Source organism: Serratia sp. CY83965 (genome assembly GCF_052166375.1).
GTDB lineage: Bacteria > Pseudomonadota > Gammaproteobacteria > Enterobacterales > Enterobacteriaceae > Serratia > Serratia marcescens.
The window spans coordinates 122,301-148,170 of record NZ_JBJNOV010000009.1 but is presented as its reverse complement, the minus strand read 5'-3'; the positions used below and the strand labels follow the sequence as shown (position 1 = coordinate 148,170).

The 25,870-nt window shown below is 58.6% G+C and carries 25 protein-coding genes and 2 tRNA genes; 22 read left to right on the top strand and 5 right to left on the bottom strand.

The window, feature by feature from the left end; genetic code table 11:
* Position 1: 1 nt before the first annotated feature.
* The 16 genes from glmM (at position 2) to yedF (ending at position 16,010) form a co-directional block, all read left to right on the top strand.
* A complete protein-coding gene (gene glmM, locus ACJ8PL_RS17250) occupies positions 2 to 1,339 on the top strand; it encodes a phosphoglucosamine mutase (protein ID WP_021504256.1) in 1,338 nt (445 codons plus the stop codon).
* A gap of 220 nt (positions 1,340 to 1,559) precedes the next feature.
* Positions 1,560 to 1,895: a preprotein translocase subunit SecG gene (gene secG / locus ACJ8PL_RS17245; RefSeq protein ID WP_004933519.1), complete on the top strand. Its 336-nt coding sequence runs from the start codon at positions 1,560 to 1,562 to the stop codon at positions 1,893 to 1,895.
* 68 nt (positions 1,896 to 1,963) lie between these two features.
* Positions 1,964 to 2,050: transfer RNA gene (locus tag ACJ8PL_RS17240), tRNA-Leu, on the top strand.
* 60 nt (positions 2,051 to 2,110) lie between these two features.
* Positions 2,111 to 2,187 (top strand) — tRNA-Met (locus ACJ8PL_RS17235).
* A 217-nt stretch (positions 2,188 to 2,404) separates the two neighbouring features.
* A complete protein-coding gene (gene rimP / locus ACJ8PL_RS17230; RefSeq protein ID WP_028127574.1) occupies positions 2,405 to 2,857 on the top strand; it encodes a ribosome maturation factor RimP in 453 nt (150 codons plus the stop codon).
* A 21-nt stretch (positions 2,858 to 2,878) separates the two neighbouring features.
* Complete coding sequence (nusA, locus tag ACJ8PL_RS17225) at positions 2,879 to 4,387, top strand: transcription termination factor NusA (RefSeq protein ID WP_004933514.1); 1,509 nt, start codon at positions 2,879 to 2,881, stop codon at positions 4,385 to 4,387.
* A gap of 23 nt (positions 4,388 to 4,410) precedes the next feature.
* A complete protein-coding gene (gene infB, locus ACJ8PL_RS17220) occupies positions 4,411 to 7,098 on the top strand; it encodes a translation initiation factor IF-2 (RefSeq protein WP_004933511.1) in 2,688 nt (895 codons plus the stop codon).
* Positions 7,099 to 7,168: 70 nt separating this feature from the next.
* A complete protein-coding gene (rbfA, locus tag ACJ8PL_RS17215) occupies positions 7,169 to 7,579 on the top strand; it encodes a 30S ribosome-binding factor RbfA (RefSeq protein WP_004933508.1) in 411 nt (136 codons plus the stop codon).
* Complete coding sequence (truB, locus tag ACJ8PL_RS17210) at positions 7,579 to 8,523, top strand: tRNA pseudouridine(55) synthase TruB (protein WP_039567792.1); 945 nt, start codon at positions 7,579 to 7,581, stop codon at positions 8,521 to 8,523. The genes rbfA and truB overlap by 1 nt, the downstream gene beginning before the upstream one ends.
* Before the next feature lie 124 nt (positions 8,524 to 8,647).
* Complete coding sequence (gene rpsO, locus ACJ8PL_RS17205) at positions 8,648 to 8,917, top strand: 30S ribosomal protein S15 (RefSeq protein ID WP_004933502.1); 270 nt, start codon at positions 8,648 to 8,650, stop codon at positions 8,915 to 8,917.
* Between the two features lie 256 nt (positions 8,918 to 9,173).
* On the top strand, positions 9,174 to 11,291 hold the full coding sequence (gene pnp / locus ACJ8PL_RS17200) for a polyribonucleotide nucleotidyltransferase (protein ID WP_016929321.1): 2,118 nt from the start codon (positions 9,174 to 9,176) through the stop codon (positions 11,289 to 11,291).
* Positions 11,292 to 11,419: 128 nt separating this feature from the next.
* Positions 11,420 to 12,304, top strand: a complete 885-nt coding sequence (gene nlpI / locus ACJ8PL_RS17195) for a lipoprotein NlpI (protein ID WP_004933495.1) — start codon at positions 11,420 to 11,422, stop codon at positions 12,302 to 12,304.
* A gap of 116 nt (positions 12,305 to 12,420) precedes the next feature.
* Positions 12,421 to 12,501, top strand: a complete 81-nt coding sequence (gene yrbN / locus ACJ8PL_RS17190) for a protein YrbN (RefSeq protein WP_099032700.1) — start codon at positions 12,421 to 12,423, stop codon at positions 12,499 to 12,501.
* Entirely contained in the window at positions 12,491 to 14,413 is a 1,923-nt protein-coding gene (locus tag ACJ8PL_RS17185) for a DEAD/DEAH family ATP-dependent RNA helicase (protein WP_004933492.1), read from the top strand. The genes yrbN and ACJ8PL_RS17185 overlap by 11 nt, the downstream gene beginning before the upstream one ends.
* Positions 14,414 to 14,559: 146 nt before the next feature.
* Positions 14,560 to 15,774 (top strand): selenium metabolism membrane protein YedE/FdhT, encoded by a 1,215-nt coding sequence (yedE, locus tag ACJ8PL_RS17180; protein WP_442531302.1) that lies wholly within the window; start codon positions 14,560 to 14,562, stop codon positions 15,772 to 15,774.
* Entirely contained in the window at positions 15,771 to 16,010 is a 240-nt protein-coding gene (gene yedF, locus ACJ8PL_RS17175) for a sulfurtransferase-like selenium metabolism protein YedF (protein WP_004933486.1), read from the top strand. The genes yedE and yedF overlap by 4 nt, the downstream gene beginning before the upstream one ends.
* 37 nt (positions 16,011 to 16,047) lie before the next feature.
* Here the strand turns inward: yedF and ACJ8PL_RS17170 are convergent, their stop codons facing one another.
* On the bottom strand, positions 16,048 to 17,061 hold the full coding sequence (locus tag ACJ8PL_RS17170) for a luciferase-like monooxygenase (RefSeq protein ID WP_028127575.1): 1,014 nt from the start codon (positions 17,059 to 17,061) through the stop codon (positions 16,048 to 16,050).
* A 232-nt stretch (positions 17,062 to 17,293) separates the two neighbouring features.
* On the opposite strand from ACJ8PL_RS17170, the gene ACJ8PL_RS17165 reads away from it, so the two are divergent.
* From ACJ8PL_RS17165 to ACJ8PL_RS17150, 4 genes are all read left to right on the top strand, one after another.
* Positions 17,294 to 18,265 carry an HlyD family secretion protein gene (locus ACJ8PL_RS17165; protein WP_016929318.1) on the top strand — a complete coding sequence of 324 codons (972 nt, stop codon included), beginning with the start codon at positions 17,294 to 17,296 and terminating at the stop codon, positions 18,263 to 18,265.
* Positions 18,247 to 19,401 carry an ABC transporter permease gene (locus ACJ8PL_RS17160; protein WP_033651473.1) on the top strand — a complete coding sequence of 385 codons (1,155 nt, stop codon included), beginning with the start codon at positions 18,247 to 18,249 and terminating at the stop codon, positions 19,399 to 19,401. The genes ACJ8PL_RS17165 and ACJ8PL_RS17160 overlap by 19 nt, the downstream gene beginning before the upstream one ends.
* The gene (locus tag ACJ8PL_RS17155) at positions 19,398 to 20,537 is read left to right on the top strand and encodes an ABC transporter permease (RefSeq protein WP_016929316.1); all 1,140 of its coding nucleotides are present in this window, start codon (positions 19,398 to 19,400) and stop codon (positions 20,535 to 20,537) included. The genes ACJ8PL_RS17160 and ACJ8PL_RS17155 overlap by 4 nt, the downstream gene beginning before the upstream one ends.
* Positions 20,538 to 20,690: 153 nt before the next feature.
* Complete coding sequence (locus ACJ8PL_RS17150) at positions 20,691 to 21,065, top strand: hypothetical protein (protein ID WP_126502204.1); 375 nt, start codon at positions 20,691 to 20,693, stop codon at positions 21,063 to 21,065.
* 307 nt (positions 21,066 to 21,372) lie between these two features.
* Here ACJ8PL_RS17150 and ACJ8PL_RS17145 read toward each other — a convergent pair whose 3' ends face one another.
* On the bottom strand, positions 21,373 to 22,251 hold the full coding sequence (locus ACJ8PL_RS17145; protein WP_016929315.1) for a U32 family peptidase: 879 nt from the start codon (positions 22,249 to 22,251) through the stop codon (positions 21,373 to 21,375).
* 11 nt (positions 22,252 to 22,262) lie between these two features.
* Entirely contained in the window at positions 22,263 to 23,258 is a 996-nt protein-coding gene (ubiU, locus tag ACJ8PL_RS17140; RefSeq protein WP_016929314.1) for a ubiquinone anaerobic biosynthesis protein UbiU, read from the bottom strand.
* 258 nt (positions 23,259 to 23,516) lie between these two features.
* On the opposite strand from ubiU, the gene ubiT reads away from it, so the two are divergent.
* Both ubiT and ACJ8PL_RS17130 read left to right on the top strand, forming a co-directional pair.
* Positions 23,517 to 24,038, top strand: coding sequence for a ubiquinone anaerobic biosynthesis accessory factor UbiT (ubiT, locus tag ACJ8PL_RS17135; RefSeq protein WP_028127577.1), 522 nt, complete (start codon positions 23,517 to 23,519; stop codon positions 24,036 to 24,038).
* Positions 24,032 to 24,535, top strand: a complete 504-nt coding sequence (locus ACJ8PL_RS17130) for a GNAT family N-acetyltransferase (RefSeq protein WP_016929312.1) — start codon at positions 24,032 to 24,034, stop codon at positions 24,533 to 24,535. The genes ubiT and ACJ8PL_RS17130 overlap by 7 nt, the downstream gene beginning before the upstream one ends.
* On the opposite strand, the gene ACJ8PL_RS17125 is transcribed toward ACJ8PL_RS17130, so the two are convergent.
* Positions 24,522 to 24,818 (bottom strand): GIY-YIG nuclease family protein, encoded by a 297-nt coding sequence (locus ACJ8PL_RS17125; RefSeq protein WP_033634297.1) that lies wholly within the window; start codon positions 24,816 to 24,818, stop codon positions 24,522 to 24,524. The genes ACJ8PL_RS17130 and ACJ8PL_RS17125 overlap by 14 nt on opposite strands.
* A 136-nt stretch (positions 24,819 to 24,954) precedes the next feature.
* On the bottom strand, positions 24,955 to 25,473 hold the full coding sequence (locus tag ACJ8PL_RS17120) for a nuclear transport factor 2 family protein (protein ID WP_004933453.1): 519 nt from the start codon (positions 25,471 to 25,473) through the stop codon (positions 24,955 to 24,957).
* Positions 25,474 to 25,870: the final 397 nt, after the last annotated feature.

Here is a 25,870-nt window from a genome sequence, read left to right as displayed (position 1 = left end):
CATGAGCGAGCGCAAATATTTTGGCACCGACGGCATCCGTGGCAAGGTCGGGGACAGCCCCATCACGCCGGACTTCGTGCTGAAGCTGGGCTGGGCGGCCGGTAAGGTGCTGGCGCGTCACGGTTCCCGCAAGATCATCATCGGAAAGGATACGCGCATCTCCGGCTATATGCTGGAGTCCGCGCTGGAAGCCGGCCTGGCGGCCGCCGGATTGTCCGCGTCCTTCACCGGGCCGATGCCCACGCCGGCGGTGGCTTATTTGACGCGTACCTTCCGGGCTGAAGCGGGCATTGTCATTTCCGCTTCGCATAACCCGTTCTATGACAACGGCATCAAGTTTTTCTCGATCGACGGCGCCAAGCTGCCGGACAATGTCGAAGAAGCGATCGAGGCCGAAATGGAAAAACCGCTGACCTGCGTGGAGTCCGCGGAGTTGGGTAAAGCCAGCCGCATCATCGACGCCGCAGGTCGCTATATCGAATTCTGCAAAGGCACCTTCCCGAGCGAGCTGAGTCTGAAAGGGCTGAAAATCGTGGTCGACTGCGCCAACGGCGCGACTTACCACATCGCGCCGAGCGTGCTGCGCGAGCTGGGCGCCACGGTGATCGCCATCGGCGTTGAGCCGGACGGCATGAACATCAACGAGAAATGCGGCGCTACCGATGTGCGTCAGCTGCAGGAGCGCGTGCTGCAGGAAAAAGCGCACGTTGGCCTGGCGTTCGACGGCGACGGCGACCGCGTGATGATGGTGGATCACCTGGGCAACAAGGTGGACGGCGATCAGATCCTGTACATCATCGCCCGCGAAGGCCTGCGTCAGGGTCAGCTGCGCGGTGGCGCGGTCGGCACCCTGATGAGCAATATGGGGCTGGAACTGGCGCTGAAACAGCTGGGCATTCCGTTCGCTCGCGCCAAAGTGGGCGACCGTTACGTGCTGGAGAAGTTGCAGGAGTTGGGCTGGCGCATCGGTGCGGAAAACTCCGGCCATGTGATCCTGCTGGACAAAACCACCACCGGCGATGGCATCGTGGCCGGGTTGCAGGTGCTGACCGCCATGGTGCGCAACCACATGAGCCTGCATGACCTGTGCAGCGGCATGAAGCTGTTGCCGCAGATCCTGGTCAACGTGCGTTTCGCCGGCGATCACAATCCGCTGGAATCTGAAGCGGTGCGCAAGGTCACCGAACAGGTGGAAGCCGAGCTGGCCGGCCGCGGCCGGGTGCTGCTGCGTAAATCGGGCACCGAGCCGCTGATCCGCGTGATGGTGGAGGGCGAGGACGAGCAGCAGGTGACCGCGCTGGCACATCGCATCGCCGACGCGGTGAAATCCGCAGGTTAAAACAGACAGTTAGCCACCGGGCTTGGCATCGCTGAGCCCGAATAGACGATTGTTGGCGTTTTTTTCCGCAAACGCGCCGGCGGCTGCAAATTGCCCTTGCGCGGGTTGGCGGCTTTGGTTAGTATTCACACCCGCTTCAGTAGGCAGTTTATAAACACGCCTGCTTGATGAGTGTGAAGCATTTGGCATGCGGTGAGGCCGCAAGGATACGGGTACTACTATGTACGAAGCTCTTCTGGTAATTTTCCTGCTGATTTCAATCGGGCTGGTTGCTCTGATTATGTTGCAGCAAGGTAAAGGCGCTGATATGGGAGCCTCTTTCGGAGCAGGTGCATCAGGCACGTTGTTCGGTTCGAGTGGTTCCGGTAACTTTATGACCCGCATGACTGCTGTATTGGCGACGCTGTTCTTCGTCATCAGCCTGATTTTGGGCAACCTCAGCAGCAACCAAAGCAAGAAAGGCAGCGAGTGGGAAAATCTGGGTCAGCCGGTGAAAACTGAGCAGACAACCGCGCCGGCAGCACCTGCCAAGCCGAGCAGCGATATCCCGCAGTAAGCCGTAAAAGTTTGTAAACGGTGGTTGTGAACTCGAAAGAACAACGGCCGTTAGCAGTAAGAATCAGTACCGAGGTGGTGGAATTGGTAGACACGCTACCTTGAGGTGGTAGTGCCCTAACGGGCTTGTGGGTTCGAGTCCCATCCTCGGTACCAAATCCCAGAGATAACTTGCAATTTTGCGATTATCGGCGTAGCATTTGCCACGTTTTCGGACGCGGGGTGGAGCAGCCTGGTAGCTCGTCGGGCTCATAACCCGAAGGTCGTCGGTTCAAATCCGGCCCCCGCAACCACTTTCCTTTAAGTGTTTATTTTCAAATACACTTTTCGATTGAAATCCGCTTTTCTCGATCATCATTTGAAAATGACACTTGCTCGAAAGTTGTACCGAGGCCGCCTAGCGGCAAACAGGGTCCAGTTGCATAAAGCCCCGATTTTTCGGGGTTTTTTGTTATTTGGCAACAGAATCACTGGGCTATTTAGCCCTTTTTTTATGTCTTGGGGGTGGGCTTGTCCACATTAGAGCAACAGTTAACAGAGATGCTTTCGGCACCGGTAGAAGCGTTGGGCTTTGAGCTTGTAGGCATCGAATTCATTCGTGCGCGCCAATCGACGCTCCGCATCTATATTGATAGTGATAACGGCATCAATGTTGATGATTGCGCTGATGTCAGCCACCAGGTCAGCGCTGTATTGGACGTCGAAGATCCAATCACGGTCGCTTACAACTTGGAAGTCTCCTCTCCTGGCCTTGATCGCCCGATGTTCACCGCAGAGCACTATACGCGTTTCCTCGGTGAAGAAGTCAGCCTGGTCCTGCGCATGGCGGTACAGAACCGTCGCAAGTGGCAGGGTATTATCAAGTCTGTCGAAGGCGAGATGATCACGGTTACTGTGGAAGGGAAAGATGAAGTGTTCGCGCTGAGCAACATCCAGAAAGCGAACCTGGTACCCCACTTTTAAAGTTTGGAAGAGGCAACTAGGATGAACAAAGAGATTCTGGCTGTTGTTGAAGCAGTTTCCAATGAAAAATCCCTTCCGCGCGAGAAGATTTTCGAAGCGCTGGAAACTGCATTAGCCACCGCAACCAAGAAAAAATACGAGCAGGAAATCGACGTGCGCGTCAGCATTGACCGCAGAACCGGCGATTTCGATACCTTCCGCCGTTGGGTCGCCGTAGACGAAGTGACGCAGCCAACGCGTGAAATCACGCTGGAAGCCGCTCAGTTTGAAGATCCGAGCATCGAGCTCGGTGGCTACGTCGAAGATCAGATCGAATCCGTGACCTTCGACCGCATCACCACCCAAACCGCCAAGCAGGTTATCGTGCAGAAAGTGCGCGAGGCCGAGCGCGCGATGGTGGTCGACGCTTTCCGTGAACACGAAGGTGAGATCGTCACCGGCGTGGTGAAGAAAGTGAACCGTGACAGCATCGCGCTGGATCTGGGCAACAACGCCGAAGCGGTGATTGGCCGTGAAGACATGCTGCCGCGCGAAAACTTCCGTCCGGGCGACCGCATTCGTGGCGTACTGTACGCCGTGCGTCCTGAAGCCCGCGGCGCGCAGCTGTTCGTCAGCCGTTCCAGCCCGGAAATGCTGAAAGAACTGTTCCGCATCGAAGTGCCGGAAATCGGCGAAGAAGTGATTGAAATTAAAGCGGCAGCCCGCGATCCTGGCTCCCGTGCGAAAATTGCAGTGAAAACCAACGACAAGCGCATCGACCCGGTCGGCGCCTGCGTAGGTATGCGCGGTGCGCGCGTTCAGGCCGTGTCGAGCGAGCTCGGCGGCGAACGCATCGACATCATTCTGTGGGATGATAACCCAGCGCAATTCGTCATCAACGCCATGGCGCCGGCCGACGTCGCGTCGATCGTGGTAGACGAAGATAACTGCACCATGGATATCGCCGTTGAAGCCAGCAACCTGGCACAGGCGATCGGCCGTAACGGCCAAAACGTGCGTTTGGCTTCCCAGTTGCTGAAACAACACCGCGGCGACGATCGTTGGGAACTGAACGTGATGACGGCGGACGACCTGCAGGCCAAGCACCAGGCCGAGGCTCATGCCGCTATTGATACCTTCACCAAGTATCTTGATATCGACGAAGATTTCGCCACCGTACTGGTTGAAGAAGGCTTCTCCACGCTGGAAGAGCTGGCCTACGTGCCGATCAAAGAGCTGTTGGAAATCGACGGTCTGGATGAAGATACGGTTGAAGCATTGCGCGAACGCGCCAAAGCTGCATTGACCACGCTGGCCCTGGCACAAGAAGAAAGCCTGGGCGACAACAAACCGGCCGACGATTTGCTCAACCTGCCGGGTCTTGAGCGCAGCATGGCCTTTAAACTGGCCGCGCGTGGGGTTTGTACGCTGGAAGATCTTGCCGAGCAGGGTGTTGACGATCTGGCTGATATTGAAGGGCTTAGCGACGAGCAAGCCGGCGAGCTGATCATGGCTGCGCGCAATATCTGTTGGTTTGGCGACAACGCGTAATAACTGTAGCAGGAAGGAACAGCATGACGACAGATGTAACCGTAAAATCGCTGGCAGCAGAGATTCAGACTCCGGTTGATCGCCTGGTACAGCAGTTTGCTGATGCAGGGATCAACAAGTCCGAGTCGGACTCTGTTACCCAGCAAGAAAAAGAAACATTGCTGGCGCACCTGAACCGTGAACACGGCAGCGCGCCGGGTAAACTCACTTTGCAGCGCAAAACGCGCAGCACCTTGAATATCCCGAGCACCGGCGGTAAAAGTAAATCGGTGCAAATTGAGGTCCGCAAGAAACGCACTTATGTAAATCGCGATACGCAGGAAGCCCAGTTGGCTGAAGCGGCAGAGCAGGCACAGCGTGAAGCGGAAGAGCAGGCACGGCGCGAAGCGGAAGAGCTCGCAAAACGCGAAGCGGAAGCGAAGCGCGCAGCCGAAGAGCAAGCCAAACGTGAGGCCGCGGAGATTGCTAAGCGTAATTCAGCGGAAAAAGAAAAAGTGACCAATCAACATACCGACGAAATGACCAAGCCAGCTCAGGCGGAAAAAGCACGCCGTGAAGCCGAAGCCGCTGAACTGAAACGCAAAGCGGAAGAGGAAGTGCGCCGCAAGGTTGAAGAGGAAGCCAAGCGCGTGGCGGAAGAAGCCCGTCGCATGGCCGAAGAGAACGGCGAGAAGTGGGCCCAGGCAGACGCGGCAAGCGCCGCGGTTGAAAGCGCCGACTATCACGTGACCACCTCTCAGCACGCCCGTGCCGCAGAAGATGAAAACGACGCCAAAGTTGAAGGCGATCGTCGCAGCCGCACCCGCGGCGGCAAAGCGACCAAGCAGAAGAAAGGCAACAAGCTGTCCGAATCCAAAGCGGATCGCGAAGAAGCGCGCGCCGTTACCCGTGGCGGTAAAGGCAAACGCAAGCCTAGCGCTCTGCAGCAGGGCTTCAACAAGCCGGCGCAGGTGGTTAACCGCGACGTGGTGATCGGCGAAACCATCACCGTGGCCGAGTTGGCCAACAAGATGGCGGTAAAAGGTTCTCAGGTCATCAAAGTGATGATGAAGCTGGGCGCCATGGCCACCATCAACCAGGTTATCGACCAGGAAACCGCGCAGCTGGTTGCCGAAGAGATGGGCCACAAAGTTATCCTGCGTCGTGAAAACGAGCTGGAAGAAGCGCTGATGAGCGACCGTGATACGGGCGCTGCGGCCGAGCCGCGCGCGCCGGTCGTGACCATCATGGGCCACGTTGACCACGGTAAAACCTCTCTGCTGGACTACATTCGCTCCACCAAAGTGGCGGCGGGCGAAGCCGGCGGCATTACCCAGCACATCGGTGCCTACCACGTAGAAACCGAGAACGGCATGATCACCTTCCTGGATACCCCGGGCCACGCCGCGTTTACCTCGATGCGTGCTCGCGGTGCTCAGGCGACTGACATCGTGGTTCTGGTGGTGGCGGCTGATGACGGCGTGATGCCACAGACCATCGAAGCTATCCAGCACGCGAAAGCGGCGCAGGTGCCGTTGGTGGTTGCGGTGAACAAAATCGACAAGCCGGAAGCCGATCCGGACCGCGTTAAGCAAGAACTGTCTCAGTACGGCGTGATGCCGGAAGAGTGGGGCGGCGAAGCGCAGTTCGTCCACGTGTCCGCGAAAGCCGGTACCGGTATCGACGAGCTGCTGCAGGCTATCCTGCTGCAGGCCGAAGTTCTGGAACTGAAAGCGGTACGCAGCGGCATGGCGAGCGGCGTGGTGATCGAGTCCTTCCTGGATAAAGGCCGTGGCCCGGTTGCCACCGTGCTGGTTCAGGAAGGTACGCTGAACAAGGGCGACATCGTCCTGTGTGGCTTCGAATACGGCCGTGTGCGTGCGATGCGCGACGAGCTGGGCCGTGAAGTGACCTCCGCCGGTCCGTCTATCCCTGTGGAAATCCTGGGTCTGTCCAGCGTGCCTGCAGCGGGTGACGAAGCCACCGTGGTGCGCGACGAGAAGAAAGCGCGTGAAGTGGCGCTGTACCGTCAGGGCAAGTTCCGCGAAGTCAAACTGGCGCGTCAGCAGAAGTCCAAGCTGGAAAACATGTTCGCCAACATGACCGACGGCGAAGTGTCCGAGCTGAACATCGTACTGAAATCCGATGTACAGGGTTCTTGCGAAGCGATCAGCGACTCGCTGCTGAAACTCTCCACCGACGAAGTGAAGGTGAAGATTGTCGGCTCCGGCGTAGGTGGGATCACCGAAACCGACGCGACGCTGGCTGCGGCTTCCAACGCCATCATCCTGGGCTTCAACGTGCGTGCCGACGCTTCTGCGCGCCGCGTAATCGAAGCGGAAAGCCTGGATCTGCGTTACTACTCCGTGATCTATAACCTGATCGACGAAGTGAAGCAGGCGATGAGCGGCATGCTGGCGCCGGAATACAAGCAGCAGATCATCGGCCTGGCCGAAGTGCGCGACGTGTTCAAATCGCCTAAGTTCGGCGCTATCGCCGGCTGTATGGTTACCGAAGGGACCATCAAGCGTCACAACCCAATCCGCGTACTGCGCGACAACGTGGTTATCTATGAAGGCGAGCTGGAATCCCTGCGCCGCTTCAAAGATGACGTTAACGAAGTCCGTAACGGCATGGAATGTGGTATCGGCGTTAAGAACTATAACGACGTGCGCGTCGGCGACATGATCGAAGTGTTCGAAATCATTGAGATCCAACGCACCATCGCTTAACGATTGCACATCTGCTTATATCTGTTTACGGGGGGCCTTTGTGCCCCCCGATTTGTCTGGAGAATCCAAAATGGCAAAAGAATTCAGCCGCGGTCAACGCGTGGCGCAAGAGATGCAGAAAGAGATTGCGATCATTCTGCAGCGTGAAGTGAAAGATCCGCGCGTCGGCATGGCGACCGTTTCCGGCGTGGAAGTCTCCCGTGATCTGGCGTATGCCAAGGTTTACGTCACCTTCCTGAACGTGCTGACCGAGAACCACGATCCGGATCTGGTCACCAACGGCATCAAAGCGTTGCAGGACGCTTCCGGCTATATCCGCACCCTGCTGGGCAAAGCGATGCGCCTGCGCGTGGTGCCGGAGCTGACCTTCGCCTACGACAACTCCCTGGTGGAAGGCATGCGCATGTCCAACCTGGTGACCAACGTGGTGAAGAACGACGCCGAGCGCCGTTCCGCCTCAGGCGATGACAAGGAGGATTAATGAGTCGCCCTCGTCGCCGCGGCCGTGATATCCACGGCGTGCTGTTGCTGGACAAGCCGCAAGGGTTGTCGTCCAACGATGCGCTGCAAAAAGTAAAACGCCTGTACAACGCCAACCGAGCGGGCCATACCGGCGCGCTCGATCCGTTGGCGACCGGCATGCTGCCTATCTGCCTGGGCGAAGCGACCAAGTTTTCGCAATACCTGCTCGATTCCGACAAGCGCTATCGGGTGATCGCCAAGCTGGGGCAGCGTACCGATACTTCCGACGCCGACGGTCAGATCGTGCAGGAACGCCCGGTGAACTTCACCCAGGCGCAGCTCGACGCGGCGCTGGACACCTTCCGCGGCGACATCCAGCAGGTGCCGTCGATGTATTCGGCGCTGAAATACCAGGGCAAGAAACTCTACGAGTATGCGCGCCAGGGGATTGAAGTGCCGCGAGAAGCGCGCAGCATCACGGTGTACGAGCTGCAGTTTATCCGCTGGGAAGGGGATGAGCTGGAGCTGGAGATCCACTGCTCGAAAGGCACCTACATCCGCACCATCACCGACGATCTCGGCGAGTTGCTGGGCTGCGGAGCGCACGTGATCTATCTGCGCCGCCTGCAGGTGGCGACTTATCCGATCGCGCGCATGGTGACGCTGGAACAGCTGAATGCTTTGCTGGCGCAGGCGCAGGAACAAGCGATCGCGCCCGGCGAGCTGCTCGATCCGCTGCTGATGCCGATGGACAGCCCGGTTGAGAACTATCCGGAAGTGAATTTGCTGCCGGTGGTGGCGGGTTACGTCAAGCAGGGGCAACCGGTGCAAGTGGCCGGCGCGCCGGCTTCCGGTCTGGTGCGCATCACCGAGGGTGAAGAGCGAAAATTCATCGGCGTTGGCGACATCGCCGAGGATGGTCGCGTGGCGCCGCGCCGCCTGGTGGTCGAGCATTTCGACTGACGGCGGGGCACTGCGTCGCCTTGCGATCGCACTGCGCTAAGAGTAGAATGGCGCAGCTTATGCATTGGGTTGCTGAATTAGAGATCGGCGCCTGTTTTTATTATCTATAATCTGGAGTATTACAATGTCTCTAAGTGTTGAAGCTAAAGCTCAAATCGTAGCTGATTTCGGTCGTGGTACTAACGACAGCGGTTCTACCGAAGTTCAGGTTGCCCTGCTGACTGCGCAGATCAACCATCTGCAAGGCCACTTCTCCGAGCACAAAAAAGATCACCACAGCCGTCGTGGTCTGCTGCGTATGGTTTCTCAGCGTCGTAAGCTGCTGGACTACCTGAAGCGTAAAGATGTAGCACGTTACACCAGCCTGATCGAGCGTCTGGGTCTGCGTCGCTAATCTAGCAAGTTTCAGTGGAAAGGGGCCTATTTTGGCCCCTTTCTTCTAGGAAGCATAAGCAAATCAGGTTAATGTATTACTGATGTTTCCAAACAGGTTCTTCCGTTACAGAGGTTCGCGCGGCTAATGAGAGGCTTTATCTCCCGCCTGAGATAAGGATTGTCATTAGTCGCGAGGATGTAGTGAGAAGGCAAATCGAGTCACAGGCGTGTCGAGTCGTCAATGCGATTGCGCGCCGTTAATCAAGGATATAATTTTGCTGACACCGATCATTCGCAAATTCCAGTATGGCCAGCATACCGTCACCATCGAAACCGGTATGATGGCGCGTCAGGCCACCGCCGCCGTTATGGTGAGCATGGATGACACCGCCGTATTCGTTACCGTCGTTGGCCAGAAAAAAGCCAAGCCGGGCCAGAGCTTCTTCCCGCTGACCGTTAACTACCAAGAGCGTACCTACGCCGCCGGCCGCATCCCGGGCAGCTTCTTCCGTCGCGAAGGCCGTCCGAGCGAAGGTGAGACGCTGACTTCCCGTCTGATCGACCGTCCGATCCGTCCACTGTTCCCGGACAGCTTCCTGAACGAAGTTCAGGTGATTGCGACCGTGGTTTCCGTTAACCCACAGGTGAACCCGGACATCGTTGCGATGATCGGTGCTTCCGCGGCCCTGAGCCTGTCCGGTATTCCGTTCAACGGCCCAATCGGCGCCGCGCGCGTAGGTTACATCAACGACCAGTACGTACTGAACCCAACGACTGACGAACTGAAAGAAAGCCGTCTGGATCTGGTGGTTGCCGGTACTGCAGGCGCGGTGCTGATGGTTGAATCCGAAGCGGACGTGCTGAGCGAAGACCAGATGCTGGGCGCCGTGGTGTTCGGCCATGACCAGCAGCAAGTGGTTATCGAAAACATCAACGCGCTGGTTGCCGAAGCGGGCAAACCGAAGTGGGATTGGCAGGCGCCTGCGGTCAACGAAGCGCTGCACGCGCGCGTGGCTGAACTGGCCGAAGCTCGCCTGGGCGACGCTTACCACATCACCGAAAAACAAGAGCGTTACGCTCAGGTTGACGCGATCAAAGACAGCGTTGTTGAAACCCTGCTGGCGCAGGACGAGACGCTGGACGCCGGCGAAATCCAGGACATCCTGGGCACCGTCGAGAAAAACGTGGTGCGCAGCCGCGTACTGCGTGGCGAGCCGCGTATCGACGGCCGTGAAAAAGACATGATCCGTGGCCTGGACGTGCGCACCGGCGTACTGCCGCGCACCCACGGTTCCGCGCTGTTCACCCGTGGCGAAACTCAGGCGCTGGTTACCGCGACCCTGGGCACCGCGCGCGACGCACAGAACCTGGACGAGCTGATGGGCGAGAAGACCGACAGCTTCCTGTTCCACTACAACTTCCCTCCGTACTCCGTAGGCGAAACCGGCATGGTCGGTTCTCCTAAGCGTCGTGAAATCGGTCACGGTCGCCTGGCGAAACGCGGCGTATTGGCTATGATGCCTAAACCGGAAGATTTCCCGTACACGGTTCGCGTGGTGTCTGAAATCACCGAATCCAACGGTTCTTCTTCCATGGCTTCCGTGTGCGGCGCGTCTCTGGCGCTGATGGACGCCGGTGTGCCAATTAAGGCTGCCGTTGCGGGCATCGCGATGGGCCTGGTGAAAGAAGCCGACAACTATGTGGTTCTGTCCGACATTCTGGGTGACGAAGATCACCTGGGCGACATGGACTTCAAAGTGGCCGGTAGCCGCGACGGTATCACCGCGCTGCAGATGGACATCAAAATCGAAGGCATCACCCGCGAAATCATGCAGGTGGCTCTGAACCAGGCCAAGGGCGCGCGTCTGCACATCCTGGGCGTGATGGAACAGGCTATCAGCACTCCGCGCGGCGATATCTCCGAATTCGCACCGCGCATTCATACTATCCGCATCAACCCGGATAAAATCAAAGACGTGATCGGTAAGGGCGGTTCCGTTATCCGCGCGCTGACCGAAGAGACTGGCACTACCATCGAAATCGAAGATGATGGTACAGTTAAAATCGCTGCGACCGACGGTGAGAAAGCGAAATTCGCTATCCGTCGCATCGAAGAGATCACGGCAGAGATCGAAGTGGGCCGTATCTATCAGGGTAAAGTGACCCGTATCGTTGATTTCGGCGCATTCGTCGCTATCGGCGGTGGTAAAGAAGGCCTGGTGCACATTTCTCAGATCGCCGACAAGCGCGTTGAGAAAGTGACCGACTATCTGCAGATGGGTCAGGAAGTGCCGGTTAAGGTACTGGAAGTTGACCGTCAGGGCCGCGTGCGTCTGAGCATCAAAGAAGCGATGGCGCCGGAAGCGGGTTCACCTGCGCCTGAAGCAGAATAACTGTATAGATAGTTTTACAGCTCCCCGCCACGGGGTTGGGAGCTGTTCGTATCGCGCGGGTAGGATGCCCGCGTTTTAGCAAACGGAGGACAGGACGTTCATCCAATGTTTGTCTTCGGGAGTGGGAAATGAAGCCTTTCTTGCGCTGGTGTTACGTTGCGACAGCACTCATGCTGGCAGGATGCAGCAACCATGATTGGCGTAAAGACGAAGTTTTGGCAATCCCGTTGCAGCCAACGTTGCAGCAGGAAGTGATCCTGGCGCGCATGGAACAAATTCTTGCCAGCCGGGCACTGACGGATGACGAACGCGCACAGCTTTTATATGAGCGCGGTGTGCTGTATGATAGCCTCGGGTTACGTGCATTAGCGCGCAATGATTTCTCGCAGGCGCTGGCGATACGTCCCGACATGCCGGAAGTTTTCAACTACCTGGGCATTTACTTAACGCAGGCAGGCAATTTTGATGCTGCCTATGAAGCGTTTGATTCTGTACTAGAGCTTGATCCAACTTACAATTACGCGCGTTTAAACCGGGGCATCGCACTGTATTATGGCGGCCGCTTCCCGTTGGCGCAGGATGATCTGCAGGCGTTTTATCAAGACGACCCAAACGATCCCTTCCGTTCGTTATGGCTGTATCTGGTGGAGAGAGAAATCGATCCCAAGAAGGCCGAGGTAGCGCTTCAGCAGCGCTATGACAAAGCGGACAGAGGGCAATGGGGATGGAATATTGTCGAATTCTACCTGGGCAAGATCAGCGAAAAAACGCTGATGGAACGCCTCAAGGCAGATGCAACGGATAACACTTCGCTCGCTGAGCATCTCAGTGAAACTGACTTCTATTTGGGTAAACACTACCTGAGTCTGGGGGACAAGGACACCGCTTCGGCGCTGTTCAAACTGACGGTGTCTAACAACGTTCACAACTTCGTTGAGCACCGCTATGCATTGTTGGAATTGGCGCTTTTGGGCCAAGAGCAAGACGACCTATCGGAATCGGACCAGCAATAGCTGACGAACACCTATCAGCCTGATGGACATTGGTTTTTAACCAAAGTTATCGCCTTCACGGGCGAGGGCTTTTTTGTTCGTTTTATAATCTAATTTGAGCCGGTTCACACTTTTCAATGAAAATGACTGAAAATTTTCTCGACGAGTTATGTAGACTGGCTGCCATTATTAATGAGGCACGTGTACATGACGACTGAGTTTGAAACCTCTTTTGCTGATCTGGGGCTGTCTGCTCCAATCATTTCCGCCCTGAACGATCTGGGCTATGAAAAACCATCTCCGATCCAGGCTGAGTGTATTCCTCACCTGTTGAACGGCCGCGACGTGCTGGGCATGGCGCAGACCGGTAGTGGTAAAACTGCAGCGTTCTCGCTGCCGCTGCTGCACAACCTGCAGGCAGACCTGAAAGCACCTCAGATCCTGGTGCTGGCGCCGACCCGTGAACTGGCGGTTCAGGTTGCCGAAGCGATGACCGATTTCTCCAAACACATGAACGGCGTCAACGTGGTAGCCCTGTACGGCGGCCAGCGTTACGACGTGCAGCTGCGCGCTCTGCGCCAGGGCCCGCAAATCGTTGTGGGTACCCCAGGCCGCCTGCTGGACCACCTGAAGCGCGGCACCCTGAACCTCTCCAATCTGAGCGGTCTGGTGCTGGATGAAGCCGACGAAATGCTGCGCATGGGCTTTATCGAAGACGTAGAAACCATCATGGCTGAGATCCCGGCTGAACATCAGACCGCGCTGTTCTCCGCCACCATGCCGGAAGCGATCCGTCGCATCACCCGCCGCTTCATGAAAGAGCCGCAGGAAGTGCGCATCCAATCCAGCGTGACCACCCGTCCGGACATTAGCCAGAGCTACTGGTCGGTCTACGGCATGCGTAAAAACGAAGCGCTGGTGCGTTTCCTGGAAGCCGAAGACTTTGACGCGGCGATCATCTTCGTCCGTACCAAGAACGCGACCCTGGAAGTGGCCGAAGCGCTGGAGCGCAGCGGTTACAGCAGCGCCGCGCTGAACGGCGACATGAACCAGGCGCTGCGTGAGCAGACTCTGGAGCGTCTGAAAGACGGTCGTCTGGATATCCTGATCGCGACCGACGTTGCGGCCCGTGGCCTGGATGTTGAGCGCATCAGCCTGGTTGTCAACTACGACATCCCGATGGACTCCGAGTCTTACGTTCACCGTATCGGCCGTACCGGTCGTGCGGGCCGCGCCGGCCGCGCGTTGCTGTTCGTGGAAAACCGCGAACGCCGCCTGCTGCGCAATATCGAACGCACCATGAAGCTGACCATCCCTGAAGTGGAACTGCCGAACGCAGAACTGCTGGGCGAGCGTCGTCTGGCCAAGTTCGCCGCGAAAGTTCAACAGCAGCTGGAAAGCAGCGATCTGGACCTGTACCGTGCACTGCTGACCAAACTGCAGCCGGAAGAAGAGCTGGATATGGAAACCCTGGCCGCAGCGCTGCTGAAAATGGCTCAGGGCGAACGTCCGCTGATCCTGCCGCCGGATCCGGTCTTCAAACCGCGTCAGCGCCGCGAGTTCAACGACCGTGACGATCGTCGCGGTGACCGTGGAGATCGCCGCGACAGCCGTGACGGCGATCGTCCGCGTCGCGAACGTCGTGACGTTGGCGAAATGCAGCTGTACCGCATCGAAGTGGGTCGTGACGATGGCGTAGAAGTGCGTCACATCGTTGGCGCTATCGCTAACGAAGGCGACATCAGCAGCCGTTACATCGGTAACATCAAGCTGTTCGCTTCCCACTCCACCATCGAACTGCCAAAAGGCATGCCGGGCGAGATCCTGAATCACTTCACTCGCACTCGCATCCTGAACAAGCCGATGAACATGCAGCTGCTGGGCGATGCACAGCCGTTCGAACGTCGCGAGCGTCGTGACGGTGGCAACGGCGGCGAGCGTCGCGGCAACGGTCGTCCGTTCAACGGCGAACGTCGCGAAGGCGGCCCACGTCGCTCCTTCGGCGAACGTCGTGAAGGCGGTAACGGCGGCGAGCGTCGTGGCGGCAACTACAACCGTGACGGCAAGCCGGCGCCACGCCGTGATGACGGCGCACCGGCAGCACCACGTCGTCGTTTCGGCGACGCGTAATCGCTGATTCGCCGTTCGCGGTGAAGCGCTCTGAAAAACCAGCCTGCGGGCTGGTTTTTTTATGCCTGAAAGTTGCCGTCAAACGCCCCTGAATGGCGTATCATTCATAAGGTTTTTTCTTACGGATGATATGCACGGGAGATGCCATGAGTTGGCAGCAGTTTAAATCTCAATACCTGGTGCGCTTTTGGGCGCCGCTGCCGGCGGTGATCGCCGCCGGGATCCTTTCTACCTACTACTTCGGCATGACCGGCACCTTCTGGGCGGTGACCGGCGAATTCACCCGCTGGGGCGGCCATGTGCTGCAGTGGTTCGGCCTGCACCCCGAGCAATGGGGCTATTTCAAGGTCATTGGCCTGCAGGGCACGCCGCTGGAGCGCATCGACGGGCGCATGATCATCGGCATGTTCGCCGGCTGCATCGCCGCCGCGCTGTGGGCCAACAACATCAAACTGCGTCAGCCGCAGCACCGCATTCGCATCGTGCAGGCGCTGCTGGGCGGCATCATCGCCGGCTTCGGCGCACGCCTGGCGATGGGCTGCAACCTGGCGGCATTCTTCACCGGCATTCCGCAGTTCTCGTTGCACGCCTGGTTCTTCGCGCTGGCGACTGCCGCCGGCTCCTACTTCGGCGCCAAATTCACGCTGCTGCCGATGTTCCGCATTCCGGTCAAATTGCAAAAGGTGAAGGCCGCCGCGCCGCTGACGCAGAAGCCTGAGCAGGCGCGCCGCCGCTTCCTGCTGGGCATGGCCGTCTTCGGCCTGGCGGTGGCCTGGTCGCTGTGGACACTGTTCGATGCGCCGAAGCTTGGCATCGCCATGCTGTTCGGCATCGGCTTTGGCCTGCTGATCGAACGCGCGCAGATCTGCTTCACCTCGGCGTTCCGCGATTTGTGGATCACCGGCCGCACCCACATGGCGAAAGCCATCATCATCGGCATGGCGGTGAGCGCCATCGGCATCTTCAGCTATGTGCAGCTCGGCGTGGCGCCGAAGATCATGTGGGCCGGCCCGAATGCGGTGCTGGGCGGTTTGCTGTTCGGCTTCGGCATCGTGCTGGCCGGCGGCTGCGAGACCGGTTGGATGTACCGTGCGGTGGAAGGGCAGGTGCACTACTGGTGGGTGGGGCTGGGCAACATCATCGGCGCTACGCTGCTGGCCTATTACTGGGACGACCTGGCGCCGGCGCTGGCGACCGATTACGACAAGATCAACCTGCTCGATACCTTCGGCCCGATCGGCGGCCTGCTGGTGACTTACCTGCTGCTGGCGCTGGCCTTCGCCGCCATGCTGTGGTGGGAGAAACGCTTTTTCCGCGCCCGGCCTGAGGCGCAGGTGGTGAATTTGAGGAGCATGCCATGAAAGAGACGACGATAGTGCCGGACTACCGGCTGGACATGCTGGGCGAGCCTTGCCCGTACCCGGCGGTGGCGACGCTGGAGGCGATGCCGCAGCTGAAGCCGGGAGAGATCCTGGAGGTGATCAGCGATTGCCCGCAGTCGATCAACAACATCCCGCTTGATGCGCGCAACCACGGCTACAAGGTGCTGGATATCCAGCAGGACGGGCCGACCATCCGCTACCTGATCCAGCGTTAACGCCAAGGCGGTGGGGTTCCCACCGCCTTTTCGCTTTTTAGCCCTTCACGATGTCGCCCTTCATCCCGGCGACGATCTCGAACGAACGCAGCCGCGCCTGATGATCGAAGATCTGGCCGTTGACCATGATCTCGTCGGCATCGGTTTCACGCAGCAGCGTTTGCAGCCCGTGACGCACCGTTTTTTCATCGCCGACGATCGACATCCGCAGCGCCTGTTCGACGCCATACTGCTCGCCGGCGGTCCACAGCGCGTGGATGTTATCCACCGGCGGCGGCAGCGGGCCGGGCGAACCGCGGCGCAGATTGATGAATTGCTGCTGCATCGAGCTGAACAGGAAGCGCGCGTCGCGGTCGCTGTCGGCGGCGATCACGTTGACGCACACCATGGCGTGCGGCTGCGCCAGCTGTTTGGAGGGTTTGAAGTTCTCGCGGTACAGCTGCAGCGCCTGGAACAGCATATCCGGAGCGAAGTGCGAAGCGAAGGCGAATGGCAGGCCGAGCTGCGCCGCCAGCTGGGCGCTGTAGAGGCTGGAGCCGAGCAGCCAGAGCGGCACATGCAGCCCCTGGCCCGGCACCGCCTGCACCGGCTGGCCGGGCTGCGCGTCGCAGAAGTAGTTTTGCAGTTCCTGCACGTCGCGCGGGAAGGTATCCACGTCGCCGGACAGGTGGCGACGCAGCGCCATCATGGTGCGTTGATCGGTGCCGGGCGCGCGGCCCAGCCCCAGATCGATGCGGCCGGGGTAGAGCGACTCCAGCGTGCCGAACTGCTCGGCGATCACCAGCGGCGCATGGTTCGGCAGCATCACGCCGCCGGAGCCGAGGCGAATGCTCTGGGTGCCGGCGGCCAGATAGCCCAGCAGCACCGAGGTGGCGGCGCTGCCGATGCCGGTCATATTGTGGTGCTCGGCCAGCCAGTAACGCTGGTAGCCCCAGCGTTCGGCGTGCTGCGCCAGATCCAGCGAACAGTGGAAAGCGTCGCGCGCCTTGGCCCCTTGCGGGATTGGCGATAAATCCAGTACCGAAAGCGGTACGGCAGTGTGTTCAGTCATGACATCGTCCATCAGAGAGTGGATCGCTTAAAGGGCGATTGCAGGAGTCTGCATACTAAAAGGCCGAAAAAAAGATGCTTTTTAGTGTTAAAAGCATAATCCAATTTATAGTTATAAAAGAGGAGATATGTGCTTGTGATATCCTCATGAGTGCAATGGTGTTTTTTGGAGCAATTTGAGACATGGAAATGATGATCCCCGCCCGCCGCTTACCGTTCCGGGAGCTGACATAATGAAAAAAAAGACGCTGTTTACCCTGTTGCTGATGTTGGCGGCGATCGCATTGGCGATCCTGTTCCGCGCGCACAATCAGGATCTGTTACTGCAGGGTGAAGTGGATGCCCCCGAAGTGATCGTCGCATCCAAGGCGAAAGGCCGAGTCGTTGAACGCCTGATCGAACGCGGCGACGACGTGAAAAGCGGCCAACTGATCATCCAACTCGACAGCCCCGAACTGATGGCGCAGCTGCGTTCCGCGCAGGCGACGCGCGACGAGGCCAAAGCGCAGCTCGAGCTGTCGCTGCACGGCACCCGTGAAGAGAGCATCCGCAACCTGCGCGCCAACCTGGCGCAGGCCGAGGCGCAGTATCGCAATGCGCAAAACGACTATAACCGTAACCTGAGCGTGGCCGGCAAGGGCTATATCTCGAAGTCCGAGCTGGACGCTTCGCGCCGGTCGCGCGACACCGCCTTCCAGCAGGTGCAGGCCGCCAAGGCCAACCTGGATGAAGGCATCAACGGCGACCGCGTCGAGCAGCGGCAGCAATATGCGGCGGCGCTGCGGGCGGCGGAAGAGAACCTGCTGCAGGTCCAGGCGCAGAGCGACGATCTGCAGGTGAAAGCGCCGGTGGACGGCGAAGTGGGGCCGATCCCGGCCGAAGTGGGCGAATTGCTGAACGCCGGCAGCCCGCTGGTGACGTTGATCCGGGTGCCGGACGCCTACTTCGTGTTTAACCTGCGTGAAGACATCCTGGCCCACGTGCGCAAAGGCGACAAGGTCAAGCTGCGGGTGCCGGCGCTGAAGGACAAAATGATCGACACCGAGGTGCGCTACATCGCGCCGCTGGGGGATTACGCCACCAAACGCGCCACCCGCGCCACCGGCGACTTCGACCTGAAAACCTTCGAAGTGCGCCTGTATCCGTCACAGCCGGTGGACGGCCTGCGTCCGGGGATGAGCACCTTATGGCAATGGAAAGAGTAAGGGCCGGCTGGCGCTGCTTCAGTCACGCGTTCGACAAAGAGTGTCGCGTCGCCTTTCGCAGCCCGGTGGTGCACTGGCTGAGCTGGATCTTTCCGCTGATCCTGTTTGCGCTGATCAGCAGCAACTTCTCCGAAGGCACGCTGCTCGATCTGCCGGTCTCGGTGGTGGACAGCGATCACAGCCCGCTGTCCAAATCGCTGACGCGCCGGCTGGACGCCGGTTCGCACGCCCACGTCGAGGCTTACGGCGGCGGGCTGCCGGAGTCACTGAGCCGCCTGCGCAGCGCGCAGGATTACGCGTTGCTGTATATCCCGCCGGATCTTGAGGCCAACGCGCTGTCGGGCAAACAGCCGAGCGTGGTGATGTACTACAATGCGTTGTTCTACGGCGCCGGGCTGTACTCCACTCAGGACTTCGGCGGCCTGATGAACGAAATCAACGCCAGCACCCGCAGCATCATCGCCACCGAGATGGGCAAAACGCTGCCGCCGTTGGCGGACGTGACGCTCTCCTACGGCAGCCTGTTCAACGCCAGCGGCAGCTATATCTATTACCAGCAGTTCGCCGCCACCATCCACCTGCTGCAGCTGTTCGCGGTGACCTGCATGATCTATGTGCTGGCGCGCAGCAAGTCACTGCTGCAGGCCAAGCCGTTCAGCCTGGCGCTGCTCGGCAAGCTGGCGCCGTACACGCTGTGTTTCACCACCCTGCTGATGGTCGAGATCGCGGCGCTGGTGGGCATCTTTGACGCCCGCGTCAGCGGCAACCCGCTGTTTATGCTCATGATTGGCCTGTTCTATGTGATGGCGGCGCAGAGCATCGGCCTGCTGCTGTACACCTTTACCGGCAGCACCATCACCGCCTACAGCCTGATCGGTATTTTGGTCAGTATCGCGATGACCTTCTCCGGTATGGCGGTGCCTGAGCTGTCGATGCCGCTGCCGGCGCGCATCATTTCCAACATCGAACCGCTGACCCACGCGCTGTACGCGATGTTCGACGTCTTCCTGCGGCAGGTGCACGCCAGCGCCATCTTCAGCGTGTGCGCGCTGCTGGCGGTCTATCCGCTGGTGGCCGCGCTGCTGGTGCGCAATCGCCTGCCGGCGCGGCTGGAAAAAGAGGGGAACGCCGGATGAAGCTCTATTGGCAAACCTTCGTTAAAGTGCTGCTCGGCATGCTGGAGCGACCGGTGTGGCTGATGCTGATCCTGTCGCTGTGCATCATGAGCCTGGTGTACGCCAACCGCACGGTGTGGGATCTGCCGGTGGGGGTGGTCGATCAGGATCACAGCACCGCCAGCCGCCAGCTGATCCGCCAACTGGACGCCACCTCCAAGATCGCGATTGAAACCTACGACAGCCTGGAACAGGCGCAGCGCGATCTCAGCTGGCGCAAGCTGTTTGCGGTGATCATCATGCCGGTGGATCTGGAGAAGAAAATTCTCAGCGGGCAAAACATCGTGGTGCCGGTCTACGGCGACGCCACCAACCGCCTGGCCAACGGCCAGATCCAACAAGACGTGGTGGCGGCCTATCAGCAACTGCTGACGGAGTACAACAACGGGCTGCTGCTGCGCAGCGGCTTCAGCGAACGGCAGGCGCAGATACTGCTGACGCCGATACTGGGGCAAACGCTGGACGTGTTCAACCCCGGCATCAGCTTCGCGGCGATCATCTTCCCCGGCCTGTTGGTGATGCTGTTGCAGCACTCGCTGCTGATCGCCTGTATCCGCGTCAATATTGCCATGAAGAGCATGCCCGGCGGCAAAGCGCCGCTGGCGGCGCACCTCGGCGGGCTGACGGCGCTGCTGCCGATCTGGCTGTTCCTGTCGATCGTGTTGTTCGTGCTGTGGCCGTGGGTATTGGGCTATAGGCAGACGGCGAACATCGCCGAACTGCTGCTGCTGACCTTCCCGTTCCTGCTGGCGGTATTGGGGCTGGGCAAGCTGGTGACCGAGTGCCTGCGCAGCGTCGAGATGATCTACCTCACGCTGGCGTTCATCACGACGCCGGTCTTCTACCTGTCCGGCACCATCTGGCCGCTGCAGTCGATGCCGGCCTGGGTGCGCGCCATCTCGTACAGCATTCCCTCCACCTGGGGCACCAAGGCGATCGCCGGCGTCAACCAGATGGGGCTGTCGCTGAATGAAGTGTGGGGCGATGTGGTGATGATGTTGATACTCGGCGTGGTCTACACCCTGCTGGGCTTCGGCGTGGCCTTCTTGCGCAACAGCGTGGCGCTGCGCGGGATGTTCAGGAAGCGGCGGGCGTAGGGGATAAATAAAGGCGCCATTTTCGGTGCCTTTATTATTTCGTATTATTGATATGGTTAAGGTGATTTATTTAGTGGAATGTTCACTCTTATTTTAATTTGATTTCTTATTTTGACTTTGGTAATTGTAATTGTCGACCTGCTTAGGGAGTTAATGGTTGACGTTAATTTTATCTATAACGTGTTATTTAAAGGATGGAATAATATGTCAACAATAAGAATGCTTACATTTGATGAGATGAAACTGATTGGCGGTTGTGGCGATGGAAATAACGGCGGCGATCGTGATAGGCCAAGCAGAGGTGCGCCAAACTCTTGTGCCAATCAGGTTGGAATGGGCATTATCATTGGCGCATTTACCGGTTTTTCCGGCGGCCCGCCTGGGATGGTCGGAATGGCCGTTGCCGGTGGCTTAATGGGGGCGGTCTCTTGCGCAGATAACAGCCCAGCCGGGAATAATAAGAATAACGGTGGTGCCTTGGGCGGGAATAAAAACGCCAATAGCGTTAATGGGCAATGTCGCTGGTGATGAGTCAATTGCTTTTAGAGTGTCAAAAATAGAGGGTGGGTTATGGTTAATAGGCGTCTTTTAAACCCGCTTTGTAATATGATGGCGCTAACGTTGAGTATGTTACTTATCTCGTTCTCCTCATTGAGTATTATTTCATACGGAGAACATTTGGTAGATGCGGCCATCGCGGTTTTCACGTATTTTGGTATCAGAAGCTGCTGCCTGATGTGTGTAAGTTTATTCCATTGGTTCCACGGTGGAAATGACCGCATTAATCTTGATAAATAAACAGTGCCGGCAGCGTCCGCCGCCGGCACTGTCCTCGCTAAGACACCAACTCCAACCCCGCCACGCGGCGCCAGTAGCCGTTGCAGTCGGCGTGGTCGGTCAAAGTCAGCGGCTGCTCGCCATACTCGTTGGCGCGGAAGGCGTCGATTTGCGCCAGCGTCTCGGCGCCCTGCGGCGATAGCCGCACGATGTCCACCAGCCCCTGCATGCTCGGCAGCTCGTTGCCGAGGTTGTAGCAGTAGCCGCTCATGGTCTGGATGCCATTGAGCACGAACACCTGTTGTTGCTCCTGTGAGCGCATCATGCGGCCCTGCGGATACTTGATGCAGCAGGTTTCGCATTCGTCCTTGCCGCGGTTTTCCGAGCGGGCGGTGAAGCAGCGCGCCGAATAGGCCAGCGGCAGGTGGCCGTAGCTCAGCACCTCCACTTCGAAGTCGTGGCGGAAGCCCAGTTCGTCGCACTGCGTCAGCAGGTTGGCCAGCCAGTCGCGCGACAGCTCGACCGGCATGCACCAGCGCACCATGCCCTGGCGGCGCAGCAGGCGCAGGGTATAGGCGTTGTAGCAGTTCAGCGCATGGCCGGCGACGAACGGCAGACCGCGCTCCGCCGCCATGTTGACCGCGCCCAGATCGTTGGCTTCAAACAAGAACTCGCCGTTCTCCACATAGCGTTTCAGCTCATTCAGTTCGGACGGCGCCTGCAGCAGCGCCAACGTGGAGATCACCACCTGCTTGCCGCTGCGGGCGATTTCACGCGCCAGCGCCAGCCAATCGCCGACCTTCATCTCGCGCCGCTTGGTGCAGACGCTCTCGCCGAGATAAATGATGTCGGCGCTGCTCTCCGCCGCCTGTTGATAGAACGCCGCGATGTCGTTTTTCGGCCAGTAGTAGAGTACCGGCCCGAGTGCGTATTTCATGTTTCCTCCGGCTACTGCCATTTGCGGTGATAGGCGCCCAGCGTGGTTTGGGTGCCCTCGGACATCGCGCCCAGCGTCTCCATCCAGGCGGCGTCGGCGCGATAGGCGGCCGGATCGGCCTGGCAACGGTCGATCGCCTGGCGCCAGACGCGCGCCACCTGGCTGACGTAAGCCGGGCTGCGCTGGCGGCCTTCGATCTTCACCGAGGCGATGTTGGCGGCCAGCAGCGCCGGCAGCAGCTCCAGCGTATTGAGGCTGGTGGGTTCTTCCAGCGCGTGGTAGCGAACGTCGTCCACCAGATAGCGGCCCTTGCACAGCGTCGGGTAACCGGCGTTTTCGTGGTCCTGATAGCGGTCGATCAGCACGTCGTTCAGGCGCGACTCCATGCCCTGTGCGGTTTGCTGCCAGCGCACGAAACGCGCCGGCGAACAGGCGCCGACGGTGTTCGGCGACTCGCCGGTCAGGTAGGAGGAAAGGTAGCAGCGCCCCTCGGCCATGATGCACAGGCTGCCGAAGGCGAACACTTCCAGCGGCACCGGGCTGGTGCGCGCCAGCTGTTTCACCTGGTGCATCGACAGCACCCGCGGCAGCACCACCCGGCCGACCTCGAAGTTGCGTTGGTAGAAACGGATCGCCTCCTCATTGGTGGCGGAAGCCTGCACCGAAACGTGGCGCTCCAGCTGCGGGTAGCGTTGGGCGGCGTATTCCAGCATTGCCAGATCCGCCAGAATCAGAGCGTCGGCGCCCAATTGAGCCGCCATATCCACCGCGCGCTGCCAGCGGGCGTAGCCGTCGGGATGGGCGAAGGTGTTGATGGCGATATGCAGTTTGCGGCCGTGGCGATGCACGTAATCGACCGCTTCCTGCAGCTTTTTCTCGGTGAAGTTGAGGCCGGCGAAGTGGCGCGCGTTGGTATCGTCTTTCAGCCCGATGTAAACGGCATCGGCGCCGTTATCCACCGCGGCCTTCAGGGCCGGCAGGTTGCCGGCGGGACAAAGCAGCTCCATAGATTTATCCTGGCTTAGCCGTACGCCCGGCCGGGCGCACGCTGTCTTTAAAGGTTGCCGGCGGCGGTGTTCCGCCGGCAAACGCGAATCGGGGAGGCCATTTTAGGCAAAGGGGCGCACACAGGTTTTGATTTGGGGCAGCTTATGGCGTATTGATAAACATGGCGGTGAAATGCACTATTTGTTGATATAGACCGCTGAAGCCGCGCGCCAGTGTGGCAAAATAGCGGTAGTCCGTATTGAAAGGAGTGGATGACCGTGTTGGAACAACTACGAGCACGCCTTGTGCGCCAGGGGCCGTCGCTGCTGCGCATCCCGCTGAAATTCACGCCGTTCGCCCTGCAGCGCCAGTTGCTGCAACAGGTGCTGAGCTGGCAGTTCCGCCAGGCGTTGGCGGATGGCGAGCTGGAATTTCTCGAATCGCGCTGGTTGAAGATCGAAGTTCGCGATCTGGCGCTACACTGGTTTATGACGGTAGAAAACGACAAACTGGTGGTCAGCCAGCACGCCGAAGCGGACGTCAGCTTCAGCGGCGACGCCAACGATCTGATCCTGATCGCGGCGCGCAAGCAAGATCCGGATACGCTGTTCTTTCAGCGTCGGCTGCAGATTGAAGGGGATACCGAATTGGGCCTGTATGTGAAAAATTTGATGGACGCCATCGAGCTGGAAAGCATGCCTGCGCCGCTGCGCATGGGGCTGCTGCAGTTGGCTGATTTTGTCGAAGCAGGGCTGCAGGAGGGCACGGCGTCGGTTTCCCGTGTGGCGGTATCATGCTGATCCGCGTAGAGATCCCGGTAGACGCGGCGGGCATTGACGCCTTGCTGCGCCGCGCCTTTGGCCGCGACGACGAAGCCGATCTGGTGCAGCAGCTGCGTGAAGACGGCCTGCTGACGCTGGGCGTGGTCGCCACTGACGACGAAGGTGGGGTAGTGGGTTACGCCGCGTTCAGCCCGGTAGACGTGGCCGGCGAAGACCGCCAATGGGTGGCGCTGGCGCCGCTGGCGGTTGATGAAAGCCTGCGCCGCCAGGGGCTGGCTGAAAAGCTGGTGTACGAAGGCCTGGATTCGCTGAACGAATTCAGCTACGCCGCGGTGGTGGTGCTGGGCGATCCGGCCTACTACGGCCGCTTCGGCTTTAAACCGGCCGCCGCCTATGGCCTGCACTGCCGCTGGCCGGAGACGGAAAGCGCATTCCAGGTGTATCCGCTGGCGGAAGACGCCCTGAATGGCGTCAGTGGCGAAGTGGCTTTTTCGGCGCCGTTTAATCGCTTCTAGCGCCTGGCAACAAATACTCCAACGACAGCGGCGGGTGATTCACCAGCCGCTCTTTTTGTATTTTGCTCAGCTGTTTGACGCGGTATTCCAGCTTCAGCGCCGTTGAGCGATCCCCCACCGGGCAGTGAAACGCCAGCGTCAATTCCCCTTTGCCGCGCAGCGCCTTGGCGCCTTTGCCGGCCTGATGCTGCGCCAGGCGGCGCGCCACGTCGGTGGTGATGCCGGTATACAGCATGCCGCTCGGTAAACGCAGCATATAGAGATACCAGTGGGGCAAGTCCATCATTGGGGTCCTGTGCAAGGGTAGAGATGACATCAGGCCGCCATAGCTAAGCGCGGCATCTCTATTTTGTCACGATTTAACGATGGATTTCACCACTGGCGGAACGGTTTGTTTATTCCGTCTTGACGATAAGGGATTATTTTACGCCCACGGTAAATTTGTTTTCTTCCCCTTTATGATGCTGAATTGTCCACTCGCCACTGACGCGGAATGAAGCCGCGGAAGCATAGGTGTCTTCCATAAACTGGAAATAAACGATTTTTCCGTCTTTGACCTGCGCTTTTATTGCGAAAGGAGAGGTGAACTGATGGCCTAGCGCTACTGAGGTATAGGTGAATTGACCAAATACGGCCACGGTGCCTCCGTCGGCAAGAATGTCACCGATCGTGAAGTCGTTTATCTCCCAGTAAGTGCCGACATTTGAAAAGGTATCGATGTAAACCTGTCGCCCTTGAGAAGTGCCCGCCCAGGGCTCGATCTGTTTGAGCTCTTTGTTTTCAAAGTTCAGGGAAGTATAAACCGCGTTTTCATCGATAAGACGCATGGCGGCATTGGTGACGTCTTCCTTTGCCGTGTTCATCAAGAATGCATAAACCACATCTTTTGGCAGTTGAGTCTCTTCTGCTTTCACAATGAGTTTTTCATTGTTTTTCATATAAACCTCGTCACGTGACTTCCGGGGTGAATAATTGGCCGTTTATTCCGATGATGAGCCGGTGATTGGTTGTAAATCAACGATGATCATAGCACCGCCGGAAAGCAGAGCAGATGATAGAAAGTGCTTAGGCGTTCGGGAAATAAAGTCCCTGTAAAACGGCATTAATCATCCTAACGCCATGTTAAATAAGGTTTTTATTCATGGTGAAGGCATTGGCGCACATGGGGTGACGAAGCGAGAACGCTGTTTTAAATGGATTTATATAAGCGGTATCAATGATGTTTTGATGCTTTTTATTTATGAATGGCGGTAGTGAACAGGGATTATGCTTGGTGGCTTGGATTTACTGATAATAAAGCCCGAGAGTAAAAAGAGAGTGAGTCATTCCAGTCAC

Bases quoted from the DNA above. Each gene is read 5' to 3' on its own strand.
- ACJ8PL_RS17170 (WP_028127575.1), bottom strand. From the start codon at position 17,061: ATGACTGAACACACTGCCGTACCGCTTTCGGTACTGGATTTATCGCCA.
- rbfA (WP_004933508.1), top strand. From the start codon at position 7,169: ATGGCAAAAGAATTCAGCCGCGGTCAACGCGTGGCGCAAGAGATGCAG.
- nlpI (WP_004933495.1), top strand. From the start codon at position 11,420: ATGAAGCCTTTCTTGCGCTGGTGTTACGTTGCGACAGCACTCATGCTG.
- secG (WP_004933519.1), top strand. From the start codon at position 1,560: ATGTACGAAGCTCTTCTGGTAATTTTCCTGCTGATTTCAATCGGGCTG.
- ACJ8PL_RS17150 (WP_126502204.1), top strand. From the start codon at position 20,691: ATGGTTGACGTTAATTTTATCTATAACGTGTTATTTAAAGGATGGAAT.
- ACJ8PL_RS17165 (WP_016929318.1), top strand. From the start codon at position 17,294: ATGAAAAAAAAGACGCTGTTTACCCTGTTGCTGATGTTGGCGGCGATC.
- ACJ8PL_RS17120 (WP_004933453.1), bottom strand. From the start codon at position 25,473: ATGAAAAACAATGAAAAACTCATTGTGAAAGCAGAAGAGACTCAACTG.
- ACJ8PL_RS17185 (WP_004933492.1), top strand. From the start codon at position 12,491: ATGACGACTGAGTTTGAAACCTCTTTTGCTGATCTGGGGCTGTCTGCT.
- ACJ8PL_RS17155 (WP_016929316.1), top strand. From the start codon at position 19,398: ATGAAGCTCTATTGGCAAACCTTCGTTAAAGTGCTGCTCGGCATGCTG.
- yrbN (WP_099032700.1), top strand. From the start codon at position 12,421: ATGAAAATGACTGAAAATTTTCTCGACGAGTTATGTAGACTGGCTGCC.
- glmM (WP_021504256.1), top strand. From the start codon at position 2: ATGAGCGAGCGCAAATATTTTGGCACCGACGGCATCCGTGGCAAGGTC.
- ACJ8PL_RS17160 (WP_033651473.1), top strand. From the start codon at position 18,247: ATGGCAATGGAAAGAGTAAGGGCCGGCTGGCGCTGCTTCAGTCACGCG.
- ACJ8PL_RS17145 (WP_016929315.1), bottom strand. From the start codon at position 22,251: ATGAAATACGCACTCGGGCCGGTACTCTACTACTGGCCGAAAAACGAC.
- rpsO (WP_004933502.1), top strand. From the start codon at position 8,648: ATGTCTCTAAGTGTTGAAGCTAAAGCTCAAATCGTAGCTGATTTCGGT.
- yedF (WP_004933486.1), top strand. From the start codon at position 15,771: ATGAAAGAGACGACGATAGTGCCGGACTACCGGCTGGACATGCTGGGC.
- ACJ8PL_RS17125 (WP_033634297.1), bottom strand. From the start codon at position 24,818: ATGGACTTGCCCCACTGGTATCTCTATATGCTGCGTTTACCGAGCGGC.
- truB (WP_039567792.1), top strand. From the start codon at position 7,579: ATGAGTCGCCCTCGTCGCCGCGGCCGTGATATCCACGGCGTGCTGTTG.
- ubiU (WP_016929314.1), bottom strand. From the start codon at position 23,258: ATGGAGCTGCTTTGTCCCGCCGGCAACCTGCCGGCCCTGAAGGCCGCG.
- ACJ8PL_RS17130 (WP_016929312.1), top strand. From the start codon at position 24,032: ATGCTGATCCGCGTAGAGATCCCGGTAGACGCGGCGGGCATTGACGCC.
- yedE (WP_442531302.1), top strand. From the start codon at position 14,560: ATGAGTTGGCAGCAGTTTAAATCTCAATACCTGGTGCGCTTTTGGGCG.
- nusA (WP_004933514.1), top strand. From the start codon at position 2,879: ATGAACAAAGAGATTCTGGCTGTTGTTGAAGCAGTTTCCAATGAAAAA.
- infB (WP_004933511.1), top strand. From the start codon at position 4,411: ATGACGACAGATGTAACCGTAAAATCGCTGGCAGCAGAGATTCAGACT.